General features: G+C 68.5%; 15 protein-coding genes. 8 read left to right on the plus strand and 7 right to left on the minus strand.

What is annotated here, in order from left to right:
* The first annotated feature begins 121 nt into the window (after positions 1–121).
* The 5 genes from ispF (at position 122) to GORHZ_RS25880 (ending at position 5,719) form a co-directional block, all read left to right on the plus strand.
* Positions 122–586 carry a 2-C-methyl-D-erythritol 2,4-cyclodiphosphate synthase gene (gene ispF, locus GORHZ_RS25860; protein ID WP_006338355.1) on the plus strand — a complete coding sequence of 155 codons (465 nt, stop codon included), beginning with the start codon at positions 122–124 and terminating at the stop codon, positions 584–586.
* Between the two features lie 11 nt (positions 587–597).
* Positions 598–1,992, plus strand: a complete 1,395-nt coding sequence (cysS, locus tag GORHZ_RS25865; RefSeq protein ID WP_006338356.1) for a cysteine--tRNA ligase — start codon at positions 598–600, stop codon at positions 1,990–1,992.
* A gap of 1 nt (position 1,993) precedes the next feature.
* A complete protein-coding gene (rlmB, locus tag GORHZ_RS25870) occupies positions 1,994–2,947 on the plus strand; it encodes a 23S rRNA (guanosine(2251)-2'-O)-methyltransferase RlmB (RefSeq protein WP_006338358.1) in 954 nt (317 codons plus the stop codon).
* 260 nt (positions 2,948–3,207) lie between these two features.
* Positions 3,208–3,972, plus strand: coding sequence for a LamB/YcsF family protein (locus GORHZ_RS25875; protein ID WP_040533557.1), 765 nt, complete (start codon positions 3,208–3,210; stop codon positions 3,970–3,972).
* Positions 3,973–4,168: 196 nt separating this feature from the next.
* Entirely contained in the window at positions 4,169–5,719 is a 1,551-nt protein-coding gene (locus GORHZ_RS25880) for a carboxylesterase/lipase family protein (protein WP_040533517.1), read from the plus strand.
* A gap of 30 nt (positions 5,720–5,749) precedes the next feature.
* On the opposite strand, the gene GORHZ_RS25885 is transcribed toward GORHZ_RS25880, so the two are convergent.
* Positions 5,750–6,559 (minus strand): alpha/beta fold hydrolase, encoded by an 810-nt coding sequence (locus tag GORHZ_RS25885; RefSeq protein ID WP_040533559.1) that lies wholly within the window; start codon positions 6,557–6,559, stop codon positions 5,750–5,752.
* Between the two features lie 269 nt (positions 6,560–6,828).
* Between GORHZ_RS25885 and GORHZ_RS31140 the strand changes: the two genes are divergently transcribed.
* The gene (locus GORHZ_RS31140) at positions 6,829–7,290 is read left to right on the plus strand and encodes a DUF2599 domain-containing protein (RefSeq protein WP_245551513.1); all 462 of its coding nucleotides are present in this window, start codon (positions 6,829–6,831) and stop codon (positions 7,288–7,290) included.
* Positions 7,291–7,309: 19 nt separating this feature from the next.
* Here the strand turns inward: GORHZ_RS31140 and GORHZ_RS25895 are convergent, their stop codons facing one another.
* From GORHZ_RS25895 to GORHZ_RS25915, 5 genes are all read right to left on the minus strand, one after another.
* Positions 7,310–8,185: a metal ABC transporter permease gene (locus tag GORHZ_RS25895; protein ID WP_006338370.1), complete on the minus strand. Its 876-nt coding sequence runs from the start codon at positions 8,183–8,185 to the stop codon at positions 7,310–7,312.
* Positions 8,182–9,033, minus strand: a complete 852-nt coding sequence (locus GORHZ_RS25900) for a metal ABC transporter ATP-binding protein (protein ID WP_051999085.1) — start codon at positions 9,031–9,033, stop codon at positions 8,182–8,184. The genes GORHZ_RS25895 and GORHZ_RS25900 overlap by 4 nt, the downstream gene beginning before the upstream one ends.
* A 4-nt stretch (positions 9,034–9,037) precedes the next feature.
* Entirely contained in the window at positions 9,038–9,949 is a 912-nt protein-coding gene (locus GORHZ_RS25905) for a metal ABC transporter solute-binding protein, Zn/Mn family (RefSeq protein ID WP_040533564.1), read from the minus strand.
* 110 nt (positions 9,950–10,059) lie between these two features.
* A complete protein-coding gene (locus GORHZ_RS25910; protein ID WP_006338373.1) occupies positions 10,060–10,683 on the minus strand; it encodes a TetR/AcrR family transcriptional regulator in 624 nt (207 codons plus the stop codon).
* Positions 10,664–11,902, minus strand: coding sequence for a cytochrome P450 (locus GORHZ_RS25915; RefSeq protein ID WP_040533520.1), 1,239 nt, complete (start codon positions 11,900–11,902; stop codon positions 10,664–10,666). Before GORHZ_RS25915 ends, GORHZ_RS25910 begins: the two co-directional genes overlap by 20 nt.
* A gap of 134 nt (positions 11,903–12,036) precedes the next feature.
* Here GORHZ_RS25915 and mshA point away from each other — a divergent pair, with 134 nt between their 5' ends.
* Both mshA and GORHZ_RS25925 read left to right on the plus strand, forming a co-directional pair.
* Positions 12,037–13,386 carry a D-inositol-3-phosphate glycosyltransferase gene (gene mshA, locus GORHZ_RS25920; protein ID WP_006338375.1) on the plus strand — a complete coding sequence of 450 codons (1,350 nt, stop codon included), beginning with the start codon at positions 12,037–12,039 and terminating at the stop codon, positions 13,384–13,386.
* A gap of 4 nt (positions 13,387–13,390) precedes the next feature.
* A complete protein-coding gene (locus GORHZ_RS25925; RefSeq protein WP_006338376.1) occupies positions 13,391–13,999 on the plus strand; it encodes a type III secretion system chaperone family protein in 609 nt (202 codons plus the stop codon).
* An 18-nt stretch (positions 14,000–14,017) separates the two neighbouring features.
* On the opposite strand, the gene GORHZ_RS25930 is transcribed toward GORHZ_RS25925, so the two are convergent.
* Positions 14,018–15,430, minus strand: a complete 1,413-nt coding sequence (locus GORHZ_RS25930) for an APC family permease (RefSeq protein ID WP_006338377.1) — start codon at positions 15,428–15,430, stop codon at positions 14,018–14,020.
* Between the last annotated feature and the right edge of the window lie 12 nt (positions 15,431–15,442).

Genomic DNA, 15,442 nt, shown 5'->3' on the forward strand with positions numbered 1-15,442 from the left:
TAGTCGACGAGCGCTCCTCTCCTGCTGGTCGAGTAGCGAGCGAGCGCAGCGAGCCCGCGTATCGAGACCACTCCTCCGCAGATCGAGACCGAGACCACCCCCTCGAGCATCGGAGACACCCATGAGGGTCGGCATCGGAACCGACGCGCACCGCATCGACCCCGACACGCCGTGCTGGATGGTCGGCCTGTTCTTCCCCGACGCGCCCGGATGCTCCGGACACTCCGACGGCGACGTCGGGGCGCACGCGCTGTGCGACGCGCTGCTGTCGGCCGCAGGACTCGGCGATGTCGGCTCGGTCTTCGGCACCGGACGCCCCGAATGGGCGGGGGTCTCGGGCACGACGATGCTCGAACACGTCCGCGATCTCGTCGTCGGCGCCGGATACACGATCGCCAATGCCTCGGTGCAGGTGATCGGCAACCAACCCAAGATCGGCCCACGGCGTGACGAGGCGCAGCGGGTGCTCGGGGCCGCGCTCGGCGCGCCGGTGTCGGTGTCGGCGACGACGACCGACGGGCTCGGCATGACCGGCCGCGGTGAGGGAGTTGCGGCGGTCGCCACCGCGCTGTTGCTGGCCGGGTAAGATCGCACGTCGTGACCTTGCGCCTTTTTGACACCGCCACCCGAGAGGTGCGCGACTTCGTGCCGCTGCGCCCCGGCCAAGCGACGGTGTACCTGTGCGGCGCCACCGTCCAGGGCATCCCCCACATCGGCCACGTGCGCAGCGGCATCGCCTTCGACGTGCTTCGCCGCTGGCTCACATACCAGGGCCTCGACGTCCTGTTCGTCCGCAACGTCACCGACATCGACGACAAGATCCTCAACAAGGCCGCCGACGCGGGCCGTCCGTGGTGGGAGTGGGCCGCAACCCACGAACGCGCCTTCGACTCGGCCTACGACGCACTCGGTGTGCTGGCGCCGTCGGGTGAGCCCCGGGCGACCGGGTTTGTCACCCAGATGGTCGAGTACATGCAGCGCCTCATCGACCGCGGGCACGCCTACGCCGCCGACGGCAACGTCTACTTCGACGTGCTGAGCCTGCCCTCCTACGGCGCGCTGTCCGGGCACAAGCTCGACGACGTGCATCAGGGCGAGAGCTGGGGTACCGGCAAGCGTGATCCGCGCGACTTCACCCTCTGGAAGGCGGAGAAACCCGGCGAACCGTCGTGGCCGACGCCCTGGGGCCGCGGCCGGCCGGGCTGGCACCTGGAATGCTCGGCGATGGCGACATCGTTGCTCGGTGCTGAGTTCGACATCCACTGCGGTGGAATGGATCTGGTCTTTCCGCACCACGAGAACGAGATCGCGGAGGCGCGTGGGGCGGGAGATCCGTTCGCGCGGTACTGGTTACACAATGGCTGGGTGACCATGGGCGGCGAGAAGATGAGCAAGTCGCTGGGTAACGTGGTCTCCATCCCGGCGATGCTCGAGCGGGTACGCGCCGTCGAACTGCGCTATTACCTCGGCAGCGCGCACTATCGGTCGATGCTGGAGTATTCCGACGGTGCGCTCACCGAGGCCGCCGCCGGTTACCGTCGGATCGAGTCATTCCTGACCCGAGTGTCCTCGCGCGTCGGTGACGTGGGCGTCGGGGAGATCCCGGGCGAGTTCGCCGAGGCCCTCGACGACGACCTCGGCGTCCCGGCGGGTCTTGCGGTCATCCACAACGTGGTCCGCCACGGTAACACCGCACTCGAATCCGGCGACGGCGCAGGCGCTTTGGTGGCCGCGTCGTCGGTGCGCGCGATGATGGGCATTCTCGGTGTGGACCCGCTCGACGAACACTGGCTCGAAGAGAGCGCCGACGAGTCGTCGGCCACCACCGCGCTCGACGTGCTCGTCCGCGCCGAACTGCAGCGCCGGGCCCAGGCCCGCGCCGACAAGGACTGGGCCACCGCGGATGCGGTCCGCGACCGGCTCGCCGAGGCGGGCATCGAGGTCACCGATACGCCCGACGGGGCGCAGTGGTCGCTGAAGGGAACCTCCTGACATGGCCGGCAATTCGAAACGTAAAGGCGCGGTGCGCAAGTCGGGCAGCAAGAAGGGCCAGACCGTCGGGTCGGGGGGCCAGCGTCGTCGGGGCCTCGAGGGACGCGGTGCCACTCCCAAGGCGGTCGACCGGCCCTACCATCCCGCTCACAAGCGGGCCAAGGCCGCGTCGAAGACGCCCGCCGGCCGCGGGCCGCGCACCCGAAAGGACGAAGGGCCCGAGCACGTACTGGGCCGCAACCCGGTGCTCGAATGCCTGCGCGCCGGGGTACCGGCGACGGCGCTCTACATCGCCACCAACTCCGAACCGGACGAACGTGTCGCCGAGGCGGTCAAGATCGCCGGCGACAAGGGCGTCGCGGTCCTCGAGGTCGGCAAACCGGAGCTCGATCGCCTGTCCGCCAACGGACTGCACCAGGGCATCGCCCTGCAGGTGCCGGAGTTCAGTTACGCCCACCCCGACGATCTGATGCGTGACGCGCTCGCCAGCGGCGCACCGCCATTGCTCGTGGCCCTCGACAACATCACCGACCCGCGCAACCTCGGCGCGGTGATTCGCTCGGTGGCGGCCTTCGGCGGTCATGGTGTGCTCATCCCGCAGCGCCGCAGCGCCAGCGTCACCGCGGTCGCGTGGCGCACCAGCGCCGGCGCGGCGGCCCGCCTGCCGGTGGCGCAGGCTCCGAATCTTACACGGACACTCAAGGATTGGGCGTCGTCGGGAGCTCAGCTGGTCGGCCTCGACACCGAGGGTGACGTGACCCTCGACGAGTACGACGGGACCGGACCGACCGTCATCGTCGTCGGGTCGGAGGGCAAGGGACTGTCGCGCCTGGTACGCGAGACCTGCGACTCGATCCTGTCGATCCCGATGGCCGGCGACGTTGAGAGCCTCAACGCCTCGGTCGCCGCCGGCGTCGTGCTGGCCGAGTTCGCCCGCCAGCGTCGCCAGGCCTGACCGCCGTCGCCGACGGCACCCGGTTCCTCGCCGACGGCACCCGGTTTCTGCCCGACGGCACCCGAAATCCCGCCGACGGCATCCGGTTTCTGCCCGACGGCACCCGAAATCCCGCCGACGGCATCCGGTTTCTGCCCGACGGCACCCGAAATCCCGCCGACGGCATCCGGTTTCTGCCCGACGGCACCCGGTTCTTCGCCAACGGCACCTGCTGACATCGGTGCGCAGCAGTCCGTGGCGTGATCACTAGACTCGTGCTCGTGCATTCTTCCCGGTGTTCCGACGAACTCGTCGTCGACCTGAATGCCGACCTCGGCGAGGGGGTCGGCGACGACGAGGCGATGCTCACGATCGTTTCCAGCGCCAACGTCGCGTGTGGTTTTCACGCGGGTTCGCCCGCGGAGCTCCTCGCGACCTGCCGCGCCGCGGCCGCGGCCGGTGTCCGCGTCGGCGCGCAGGTTTCCTACCCCGACCGGGAAGGATTCGGTCGTCGCTTCATGGACGTGGGACCGGACAGATTGGCCGCCGACATCGTTTATCAGATCGGTGCGCTGGAGGCGATCGCGCGTTCCGCGGGTATCGAGGTTGCATATGTGAAACCGCATGGTGCGCTGTACAACTCGATTGTCTGGCACGAAGATCAGGCCAAGGCGGTCATCGAGGCGATTCGCGCGCACGGCAGAGCGCTGCCGTTGATGGGCTTACCCGGCTCGCTGGCTCTGCAGCTGGCCGGTGACGCCGGTATCCCGGTGATCGTCGAGGCCTTCGCCGACCGTTCCTACCATGCCGACGGCACGCTCGTCCCTCGGACCGAACCCTGCTCCGTCCTGACGGACGGCGAGGTGATCTCTCGACGGGTCGTCGACCTGGTCAAGGACGGCACCATCACGGCCATCGACGGGACGGTGTTAGAGGTCCGGGCGGAATCGGTGTGTCTCCACGGTGACACACCGGGCGCCGTCGAACACGCCCTTGCGATCCGCGATTCATTGAAGGGCGCAGGCATCGCCATCGCGGCGCGGTGACCGACTGTCCATCTGCTCCCGGTGCGCGCAGCGTCGGCGGACTCATGGCTGCAGCCGAGACAGACCGGATGCTGTCGCCAGGAATCCGGGTGCCGTGGGCGCACAATCGGGTCTGTCGGCGAGAATCCGGGTGCTGTCGGCGCGAGTGTGACGGGTGCCACGTTTCGTGCCCGGCGGGTCGTCTATGTTAGGTGACATGACATCGATCGATAGTATGGTGACAACCGCCGATGGCATCTTCGCGGGGGTTCGGGGCAAGCGCACCCGGCGGGGCACCATCAGCTGGAAGGGCATCCCGTATGCGGCGCCGCCGATGGCGGGGAACCGCTTCCGCGACCCGCAACCGGTACATCCGTGGCCGGGTATGCGCGACTGCTCGCGGTTCGGCAAGGCGGCGATCCAGGAGAAGCGGTTCACCGCGGTCGCGCCCGGCAGGTATCAGCCGATGGGCGAGGACTGCCTGACGCTCAACGTGTTCGCGCCCGACCGCGTCTCGCCGACACCGCGGCCGGTCATGGTCTTCATCCACGGCGGCGCCTACATCCTCGGCACCGCGGCGACCCCGCTGTACGACGGTTCGCTCCTCGCCCGCGCGCAGGACGTCATCGTGGTGACCGTCCAATACCGATTTGGGCCCTTCGGCTACCTCGACCTGAGCGCCTACTCCACCGAGGAGCGCCGGTTCGACTCCAATCTCGGACTGAAAGACCAGGTCGCGGCGCTGAGTTGGGTGCAGCGCAACATCGCGGCCTTCGGCGGCGACCCCGCCAACGTGACGGTGTTCGGTGAGAGCGCCGGCGGATCGTCGGTGATGTCGCTGCTGTGCACCCCGGCCGCGGAAGGATTGTTCGCGCGCGCGATCTCCGAGAGTCCGGCCCCGGATCTGACCATCCCCATCGATGCCGCGCGGGTCTACGCCGACGAGTTCCTGCGGCTGCTGGCCGATCCGCAGCGGCGTTCGACGCGGATCGACACCGACGCCGAACCCATCCCGCCGGAGCAGGTCCAGGCCCTCCTGTCGCGGTCCGCGGCTGCCGACATCCTGCGTGCCGGCCGGCGTCTGATGAAGTTCGCCCAGGCGGCCGACACCGGTCACGCCATCCCGTTCGGTCCGATCATCGACGGTGACTACGTGCCGCTGCCACCGCTGGAGACCGCGGCAGCGGGCAAGACCCTTCCGGTGCCGCTGGTCATCGGCAGCAACCGCGACGAGGGTCAGCTCTTCAGCAAGCTGTGGAATGTGCTGCCGGAGACCGAGAAGGCGCTGATCCAGGTGGACGACGAACAGACCCGAGCCGAGATCGCCGCGCTCTACAACGGCGGGCACCGCGACCGCATTCAACTGGCCGCCGACGCCGTCTTCTGGGCGCCGATGCTGGCGTTCGCCGAGGGGCACGGCGCGGTCGCGCCCACGTATGTCTACCGCTACGACTTCTCGACCCGGGTGCTCGAGGTGGCCGGTATGGGCGCCACGCATGCCACCGAGATGTTCGCCGTCTTCGGCGCCTACCGGACGGCGATCGGCGCTGGTCTGGCGCTGGGGGACTGGCGGTCGACGGGCCGCGTCATCCGTAGTGTGCAAGACCGCTGGGGTGCATTCGCGACGGCCGGGGTACCGGGCTCGGGGTGGCCGACCTACGACCCCGATGCTCGCCGAGTGCTCATCATCGACGATCCCGACCGCGTGGAACATGATCCCGACGGCGCACGCCGAGCCGCCTGGAAGAAAGTTCACTCAGCGGTCTGATGGTCCTCGGCATCGGCGAGGACCATCGGCTCACTGATCCGGTAGCCAGTGGCTTGATGGGTCGGCGGCCAGAAACGCGATCACCAGCGGGTTGAAGAGTTCCGGCGATTCGACCGGGAGAATGTGGGTACCGGGCAGCACGGCCAGCCGGCCGTGCGGAAGGGTCTCCGTCAGTTCGATGGCGTGCTCGATGCGTGCGATACCGCGGTCGGGTACGACGACGAGTGTCGGGGCCGCGACATCCGCGAATTCCGCCAGGTCGTAGTCGGGCTCACGGTCGAGCATCTCGAGGGTCTTGACGAATACCGTCGCGAAGTGCTCGGGGCCGTCCGGTGACACCCGGGAATAGCCGTCCTCGAGGAACTTCATCGCCGCAGGCTTGCGAGCGCGAATCGGGGTGAAGAAGTCGTTGTCGGCGCATTCCCCGGACCGGTTCACGTAGGTCGACACCACGACCATGCGATTGACCAGGTCGGGTCGACGTTTGGCGATCAGCAACGCGATCACACCGCCGTCGCTCCAGCCGACGAGATTGGCCCGCGCGCCCACCTCCTGCTCGAGGTATGCCACGGTCTCGGCGTACATGTCTTCGCAGGTGAACGGACCCGGGTGGTCGGGGGAATGCCCATGGCCGCTGCGCTCGGGAACGAACAGCGACAGGCCCGCGCGGCTGAGATCGGCGATCTGGGCGCCCCAGGTGGACGCCAACCCGAACACGCCATGCACCAGGACGGTGGGCGGGCCCGCCGGCTCACCGCCGCGATAATGCCAAACCCGACGCCCGCCGACATCGATGTAGACGCCGCCGTCGACCTGCTCACCGGTGATCACGCTGGCCATCCCGCAATCGTCGCAGACGATGCGGGTTGTAGGGGAACAGTTGCGACTCGAATCCACAACGACCCGGGCGGTGACCCCTGCCGGAGGTCGTGGCACCGCGACACGGCGCTCGGCGAAGATCATGTCGCGCAACGACTTCTGCGTACGCCACCCGTCGACGTACACGAGCGGGCCACTCGCGACCAGTAGGGTCGAAGGATATGGGCCATCTCTGTCGGGGTTCCCGGGGTGCTGGGCGACCATCGCTTCTGCTCGTGTCGGGCCTCACCGTGACCGTAGCCATGGCCGTCGGCGGATGTTCGACGACGGGCGACTCGGCACCGTCGGCATCCCCGGAGCCGACGACGACCGCCGCATCGGTGACGCCGTCATCGTCGACGCCCCTCACCCCGATGACCCTCACCCCGACGACCCCGACCCTCCCGCCGCCCTACGTCGACCACGTCGACTGGGTGCAGACCAGCCTCGGTCCGAGCCTGCAGATCCACCCGACACCGTCGGGTCGTCGCACGGAGAACCCGCAGGGCGCACAGATCGCGTGGACGGAGGTGCTGCGGCTCGCGCCGGACGCCGACACCCCCGGCATGCGTGCCCAGTTCGACTGCCACTGGGACTTCGCCCGTGCCGTCGAACCCGACAAGCCGAGCTGGAACATCGAGCCGTGGCGGCCGGTGGTCACCGACGACGTCATGATCGCGACGCGCTGCAACCCGGGCGGCCCGGAGGAGTGACGGTTGCGGGACCGCCGGGTCAGCGTGTCGCGTAGGTGCGATGCTGACCCACCCACCGGCACACCAGGTAGATCACGAACGAGATGGTGGTCACGAACACCGACACCGGCAGGCCAGGCGCCAGCGAGAGCACCAGCCCGCCGACGGCGGCCACCTCCGCGAACAGGATCGAGAACCCGACCACATGCACCGGGTTCGACGTGAGTCGCGCGGCCGCGGCGCCCGGCGTGATCATCAGCGACATCACCAGCAGGGCCCCGATGATCTGTACGCCCTGCGCGCAGGCCAGCGCCATCAGCACCGCGAAGATCACCGACAGCCAATGCATCGGTACGCCGGCGGCCTCGGCGCCGCGCGGGTCGGTCGACGCGAAGAGCAGCGGTCGGTAGATCACCGCGATCCCGGCGAGGACCACAACCGTGGTGATCGCGACGGCCATCAGGCCGCCGGTGCCCACACTCACCACTTGGCCGGTGAGCATGGCGAAACCCGTTCGGGCACTGCCGTACAGGGACAGGAACAACACGGCGAGGCCCAGGCCGAAGGCCATCACCACGCCGATCACCGAATCCCGTTCCCGCGCACGGTTGCCCATGAAACCGAAGACCGCGGCCGCGATCACCGCGCCGATCACGCCGCCGACGTTGATGCTGATCCCGGCCAACAGTGCGGCCGCGGCACCGGTCACCGACAGCTCGCTGACCCCGTGCACCGCGAACGACATCTGCCGGGCCACGATGAGCGGGCCCAGGATGCCGCCGAGCAGCCCAAGCAGCGCGATGGCGATCAGCGACTGCTGCACGAAGTCACGTTCGAGCAGCCGCGCGGTCTCCGCAAAATCCCAGAAGGTGCTGAGTTGGATCTGTGTGGCGGCGAGAACGAACCGTTCGGTCATGCGTGCCCGGCCTCGACGCCGGGGTGGGTGGCCAACGGATCGGTCTCGTCGACGCAGTGGTGGGCGTCCTCGCACCCGATAACCACCAGGCGACCATTGACCCGGACGACCTCGATCTCGCTGCCGTAGAGCTCCGAGAGTGTCGCGGTGGTCATCACCTCGTCGGGTGTGCCGATCCGGAACTGGCCGCCGACGAGGTAGAGGACCTTGTCGACGAACGGCAACACCGGATTGATTTCGTGGGTGACGAAGACGACCGCGGTGTTCGCGCGGCGGCGCCGCTCATCGATGAGTTCGACGACGAGTCGCTGATTCGTGAGATCGAGACTCGCGAGGGGTTCGTCGCACAGCAGCAGCGAGGGGTCGGTGGTCAGCGCCTGCGCGACCCGCAGCCGCTGCTGCTCGCCGCCTGACAACAGTCCCAGTGGGGCGTCCGCATAGGCGGTCGCACCCACCTCGGCGAGCGCGGCGTCGACGAGTCGCTTGCGCCGCGAGCGCCCGCGCAGCCCGATACCCCACCTCGAACCGTCGACCCCGAATCCGACGAGGTCGCGCCCGCGCAGCGCCATCGGGTCGGCATCCTCGGCGTGTTGCTGCGGGATGTAGCCGATGGCGTGGGTGACGTCCAGGTGGCCGGCATCGAGGTGGTACTGACCGAGCAGGCAGCGCAGGAACGACGTCTTGCCCGAACCGTTGGGACCCAGCACCGCGATGAACTCGCCCGGCGAGATCGTCAGGTCGAGGTCGTCCCAGAGCACGCGGCTGCCGAACGCCAGACGCGCGTGGGAGAAGGTGGCCACCGGGCGGCCGGCGTCTCCGGCCGACGGTGCTCCAGCGGAATGCGGCATGTGGTCAGTGTGCGCCATTGTTGTTCAATGCCGCACTCAAGGCCTCGATCTGAGCCCGCTGCCACTCGATGTAGTCGTTCGTGCCTTCCGGGAGAGTCTCGGTGAAGTCCACCACCGCGACGCCGGAGTCGTTCGCGGTGGCCAGCAGGGCCTCGGTGGTCGAGTCGACGGCCTGTGTGTTGTAGATCAGAGCGTGCACGGTGCCGGAGGTGAGCAGATCCTCCATCTGCGCACGGTCGGAGGCCGACGGTGACTGCCCCTCCTCGACGGCCCCGGTGAAACCGGTGGGGGCCACGTCGACGAGGCCCGCGTCGGACAGCAGATACCCGGCGAGCGGCTCGGTCTGCGCGACCTTGGTGCCGTCGTGGGCCTGTTTGATCGACGCGACCTGCGCACGCAGGCCATCGATCTCGGTGTTGAACGCCGCGGCGTTGGCCTTGAACGTCTCCGCGTTCGTCGGGTCCTTCTCGGCCAGTGCGTCGCCGATCTGTGTGGCGACCTTCCCGACGACGGCGAGGTCGTAGAAGACGTGCTCGTTGGCGGTCGCGTGGTCGTCGCCGGTCATGATGGCGAACGCGTCGATGATGGTCGCGTCCGACCCCTTGGCGGCGCTTTCCATGTAGGCGTCGTAATGCCCGCCGTTGAGCACGACCACGTCGGCGTCGGCGACCTCGGCGGTGTCGGAGGCGGACGGCTCGAACTCGTGCGGGTCGCCCTCGGCGTTGGTGTAGAGAGCGGTCACCGACGCATCCTCACCGGCGACGGCCGAGGCGACGGCGGCCCACACGTTGGTGGAGGTGACCACCGTCGGCGTGCCCGATGCCGTGCCGCCACCCTCGTTGCCGCCCGAGCAGCCGGCCAGCACCAGCACGCCGATACCGATCATCGCCACGGTCGCGGCCAGTGTCCGCCGCATCGTCGTCTTCCGCATCGCCCTCTTCCGTTCACGCAAATGACAATCGTTTCCGAAAACAGTGTAGGGGACCGCGACGATGGGTTGAAATCGGCCGCACGTCCGCCCGAATCTCAGGGACCACCGAGGACGACGGGCACCACGAAGCGCTCGAGCATCTCGCGCTCCTCGGCCTCCGACGCGCCGGGGCTGGTCAGCATCGACACGATCACCCTTACCAGCCACCGCGCCCGCGCGCGCAGATCGGCGGGGTCGGCGGACGGGGACAGGTCACGGACGAGTTCGACGGTGATTTTCTCGATCGCCGGGGAGAGCAGGGCCAGGCGCGCGGACTGACCGGCGGTGTCGGAGACGAACCATGCCGACAGCGCCGGATTCGACCGGACTCCGGCCACCGCAGTGGTGACCGCCGCGATCAGCCGTTGGGGTGACCGGGGTTCGTGGCGGGTGGCCGCGGCGATGACGGTGCCGAGCTCGGTCGCCGACCGATCGACATATGCCGCGAGCACCTCGGCCTTGCCCGGGAAGTACCGGTAGAGCGTGGCGCGCGAACAGCCCACGGCGTCGGCGAGGCCGCGCATGGTGACCGCGGCGACCCCGTGTTCGACGAACAGTCGCTCGGCGACGTCGAGGATGCGTCCGGCGGCCAGTTCGGCGCGGTCGGCCGCCAGCCAGTCCGTCGACGGCGCGGACTCCGATGTCGGCGTGGCCGCCGTCTCAGATGCAGAACGGGACATAGGTGGGTCGTCGGACGTAGTTGCCGTCGGCCCACTCGATGCCCCCGACGTCGACAGTGAACTCGGGATGCCGGGCGAGCAGTTCGGTCAGCGCGACGCGTGCCTGCATCCGTGCGGCCGCCGAGCCGAGGCAGTGGTGATGGCCGTGGCCGAACGTCATGATGTTGCGCGGTCTGCGGGTGACGACGAGGTCGTCGGCGTCGGGGCCGAAGACGGCGCGATCGCGATTCGCCGAGGCATAGCAGAGCAGGACCTTGCGGCCGGCCGGGATGATGACCGGGCCGCCGGGAACGTCGGTGTAGACGACATCGCGGGTGGTGGTGCGGGCGAGGCCCTGAACCGGCGAGGTGAGGCGTAACAACTCGTCGACGGCCCCGGCGATCAATCCCGGGTCATCGACGAGGCGGCGACGTTGATCGGGAAATCGATGCAGCAGGGCAACGCCACCGCCGAGCATGCCGGTGGTCGTGTCGTTGCCGCCGGCCACCATGGTGAAGGTGAACGCGAGGATCGACAACAGCCCGCGGGTGTCGGAGGGGTCGTCGGCCAGGCCGGCCGCGACGAGCCGCGACACCGTGTCCTGTGCCGGATGCTCCTTGCGGAACGCGATCAGCTCGGTGAAGTAGCCGAGCATCTCCATCGTCGCCGCACCGGCCGACTCCGCCGCACCGGCCGGTCCGCGCGGCCCCGACGCGGCGCCGACGATGGCCTGCGTCCACCCGTCGAATCGCGCCCGATCCTGCTCGGGCACACCGAGATAGTGGGCGACGACCATACTCGGCAGGGGTTTGAACAATTCGCCGACGATGTCGAACGGGCCGTCGACGGTCAGCCGATCGAGACGCTCGCGCACGAACGCACGCACCGTCGGCTCGATCTCGACGACCTGACGCGGGGTGAAGCCACGCGCCACCAGCTTGCGGAACTCCGTGTGCGCCGGCGGGTCCTGCATCACCATCGGCGGATTGTCGGCCATACCGATCGCCTCGAGCTCGCCGGAGGTCACCGTGAGGCCATCCGCGGACGAGTACGTCCGCGCGTCATCGGCGGCCGCGAGCACGTCGGCGTGCCGGGTGAGCACCCAGTAATCACCGGCCGGATCGTCCACGTGGTGAACCGGAGAGCGCTCCCGCAACGCGGCATACATCGGATACGGATCGGCCCAGGTGGGTCCCGACGGCAGTTCGAACTGCGCGTCCGAGGACACATTGGCTCTCATGTATTGATGCTGAGACACTATTGGACAAGTGTCAACCCCCTTCGTGGCGCTCGTGGGGTGTCGCCGAGGTGCGGTCGACGCTGGTGACGAAGGGTGCGGCGAGCGCAGACGGTTAGCTTCTCTAAGGTGGAGGGATGATCAGTCCACCGATGCCGCGGCGCGTCGCACTCATCTCCGTGCACACGTCACCGTTGGCTCAGCCGGGCACCGGGGACGCCGGGGGCATGAACGTGTACGTGTGGCAGACCGCGACGCGGCTGGCACGACGCGGGGTGGAGGTGGAGATCTTCACGCGCGCGACATCGTCGGCGGATGCCCCGGTCGTGCCCGCGGCGCCCGGAGTGACGGTCCGCAACGTCGTCGCCGGCCCGTTCGAGGGACTCGACAAGCGCGACCTCCCGGCCCAGTTGTGTGCCTTCACCTCGGGTGTTCTGCGCGTCGAGGCGATGCACAAACCGGGCTACTACGACCTGATCCACTCCCATTACTGGCTGTCGGGACAGGTCGGTTGGCTCGCGCGGGACCGCTGGGGTGTGCCGCTCGTACACACCGCCCACACGCTCGCCGCGGTGAAGAACGCATTCCTGGCCAAGGGTGACACCGCCGAACCGATGCTGCGGGTGATCGGGGAGCAGCAGGTCGTCGACGAATCCGACCGCATGGTGGTGAACACCGAGACCGAGGCCTACGAGCTGGTCTCGATGTACAACGCGGATCGCTCGCTGATCGACGTGGTCAACCCAGGGGCCGACCTCGAGATCTACTCGCCGGGGTCGCGCAGCCTCGCGCGGGCCGAACTCGGACTCGCCGACGACGAGATCGTGCTCACCTTCGTCGGCCGTATCCAGCCGCTCAAGGCCCCCGACGTCTTGTTGAGCGCAGCGGCCCCCATCATCGAACGGTCCCGGACGCAGGGCCGTAAGGTGCGCGTCCTCGTCGTCGGCGGGCCGTCGGGAACGGGCCTGGCGCAGCCGACCGCGCTGATCGACCTCACCGCCGAACTCGGGATCTCCGACGCGGTGACCTTCCTCCCGCCGCAGCCGTCGGACCGCCTCGCCCAGGTCTACCGGGCCTCGGATGTGGTGGCGGTGCCCAGCTACTCCGAGAGCTTCGGCCTGGTCGCCATCGAGGCCCAGGCGTGCGGGACTCCGGTGGTGGCGGCCGATGTGGGCGGGCTGAGCGTCGCCGTGGCCGACGGCCACTCCGGTGTGCTCGTGGATGGGCACGACGTCGAGGACTGGACCGCGGCCCTCGACGGTCTGCTCGCGACGCCGGGCCGACTGGCCGCGCTCGCCGGCAACGCCCGCAACCATGCCGAACAGTTCTCCTGGGAGCACTCCGCGAGCCGGTTGCTGGCGTGCTACTCGGACGCCATGACCTCGTTCGCGGCTCGCAACCCGGGTTCCATCGCCGCCGCGTCGGTGCGCCGGAGCGCGCGCCCGTGGCGCCGGCACCGGACCAGGGTCCCCGCCGGACAAGGATGAGCACGTGAACCAGGCCCAGATCGTCGACCTTCTCGAGACCTCCCTGACCGAACGGGAGATTCCTTTCGGCCGCAAGGACTCCGGGGGCGCCCAAGCCGATCACCTCGTGCTCGAACTGCCCGGCGAGCGCAAACTCAAGACCACCGTGCTGCTCACCGCCGGCCCGCACGGGGTGCGCCTCGAGGCGTTCGTGTGCCGACGTCCCGACGAGAATGTCGAGGGCGTTTACCGTTTTCTGCTCAAACGCAACCGCCGGCTCTACGGCGTCGCCTACACCATCGACAACATCGGCGACATCTACCTGGTGGGCCGCATCTCCGGGGACGCGCTGAGCGCCGACGAACTCGACCGGGTGCTCGGCCAGGTCCTCGAGGCCGCCGACGGTGACTTCAACACCCTCCTCGAGATCGGGTTCGCGACCTCGATCCGGCGGGAGTGGGCGTGGCGGGTCTCGCGCGGGGAATCCCTACGAAACCTGCTCGCCTTCGAACACCTCATCGACAAGGACTCGCTGCCCGAGCCGGGTGAACCGCTGCCGGGAGAGAAGCGTGGATCGCTGCAGTCCCTCGGCGAGCGGGCCGACGACGCATCCGGTCCGATCGATCCGGAATGAGTCGGAACGACGAGGCGATCAACCCAGGTCCTCGAGGTGACTCTCGCCGACGTGTCGTCGGCGATACCAGTAGGTGACTGCCCACAGGACCACGCCGAGCACCAGCAGCCCGCCCGCGATCACGTATTGTTCGGCGTCGCGTCCGGTCACCGGCAGGGTCAGGTAACCGCAGGTGACCGCACCCAGCAAGGCGACCGGTATAGACGTGCGAAAGTGATTGTGTTCCACAGGTTTCCGGCGTAACACCAGGACCGAGATGTTCACCACGGTGAACACCGCGACCAGGAGTAGTGCCGTCGTACCGCCGAGCAGGCCGACGATCGAGCTCTCCGGGTCCTCGCTGACGTAGACGAGCAGGCCCAGCGCGATTGCGGTGGTGACACCGATCGCCACCACCGGGGTGCGGCGATCCGGATGCACGTACGCCAGAAACGGAGGCAGCACACCCTGTTTCGCCATGCCGTACAGCAGCCGACTGGCCATCATCATGTTGATCAGCGCCGTGTTGGCGACCGCGAACATCGAGATCCACGGCAGCAGATCGGCCATCGGGAAATCGGGGGCGGCAGTCTGTACGACGTCGACGAGGGGCGTCTCGCTCTCGGCGAGAACCCCGACGGGCACGATCGCCACCGCGGCGATCGAGATCAGCACGTAGATCACCGCGGTGATCCCCAGTCCGCCCAGCATCACCCTCGGGAAGATCCGCACCGGATCTTTGCACTCCTCGGCCATGTTGACCGAGTCCTCGAATCCGACGAGCGCGAAGAAGGCCAGCGCCGTCGCCGCCGTGACCGCGACGAAGGCGTTCTTCTCGCCGGGGGTCTCGAAGGCGATCACCGCGTCCCAATGGGTCGCGTTCCCGCCGGCGATGAACCAGTAGCCGATGAAGATCACCATCAACAGGCCGGACAGTTCGACGAGGGTGAGCACCACGTTCGTGCCGACCCCCTCGGCGACGCCGCGGAAGTTGATGGCCATCACGACGAGTAGGAACGCGACGGCACCCAGCAGCAGGGCCGGATCGGTGGCGTCGGGGCTCTCGCCTCCGCCGAACGCGGTGAGCATGTTCACCGCGAACGCCCGCGACGCCGTCGTCGCCGACGTGATGCCCGAACTCATCACCGCGAACAACACGATGAAGGTGACGAAGTGCATGCCGAACGCCTTGTGCACGTACAGCGCGGCTCCGGCCGCCTGCGGGTATTTGGTGACCAGTTCCAGGTAGGAGAACGCGGTGAGGGTCGCGACGGCGAACGCGATCAGGAACGGCAGCCACGCGGCGCCGCCGCTTTCGCCGGCCACCTGGCCGGTGAGCGCGTAGATGCCGGTGCCCAGGATGTCGCCGACGACGAAGAGCAGCAGCAGCTTCGGCCCGAGAACGCGTTTGAGTTCGGGTTCCCGGGCGCCGTTGTCGGCCTCGACGGTCATGGTGCGAAGGTA

The organism is Gordonia rhizosphera NBRC 16068 (assembly GCF_000298195.1).
Classification (GTDB): Bacteria; Actinomycetota; Actinomycetes; order Mycobacteriales; family Mycobacteriaceae; genus Gordonia; species Gordonia rhizosphera.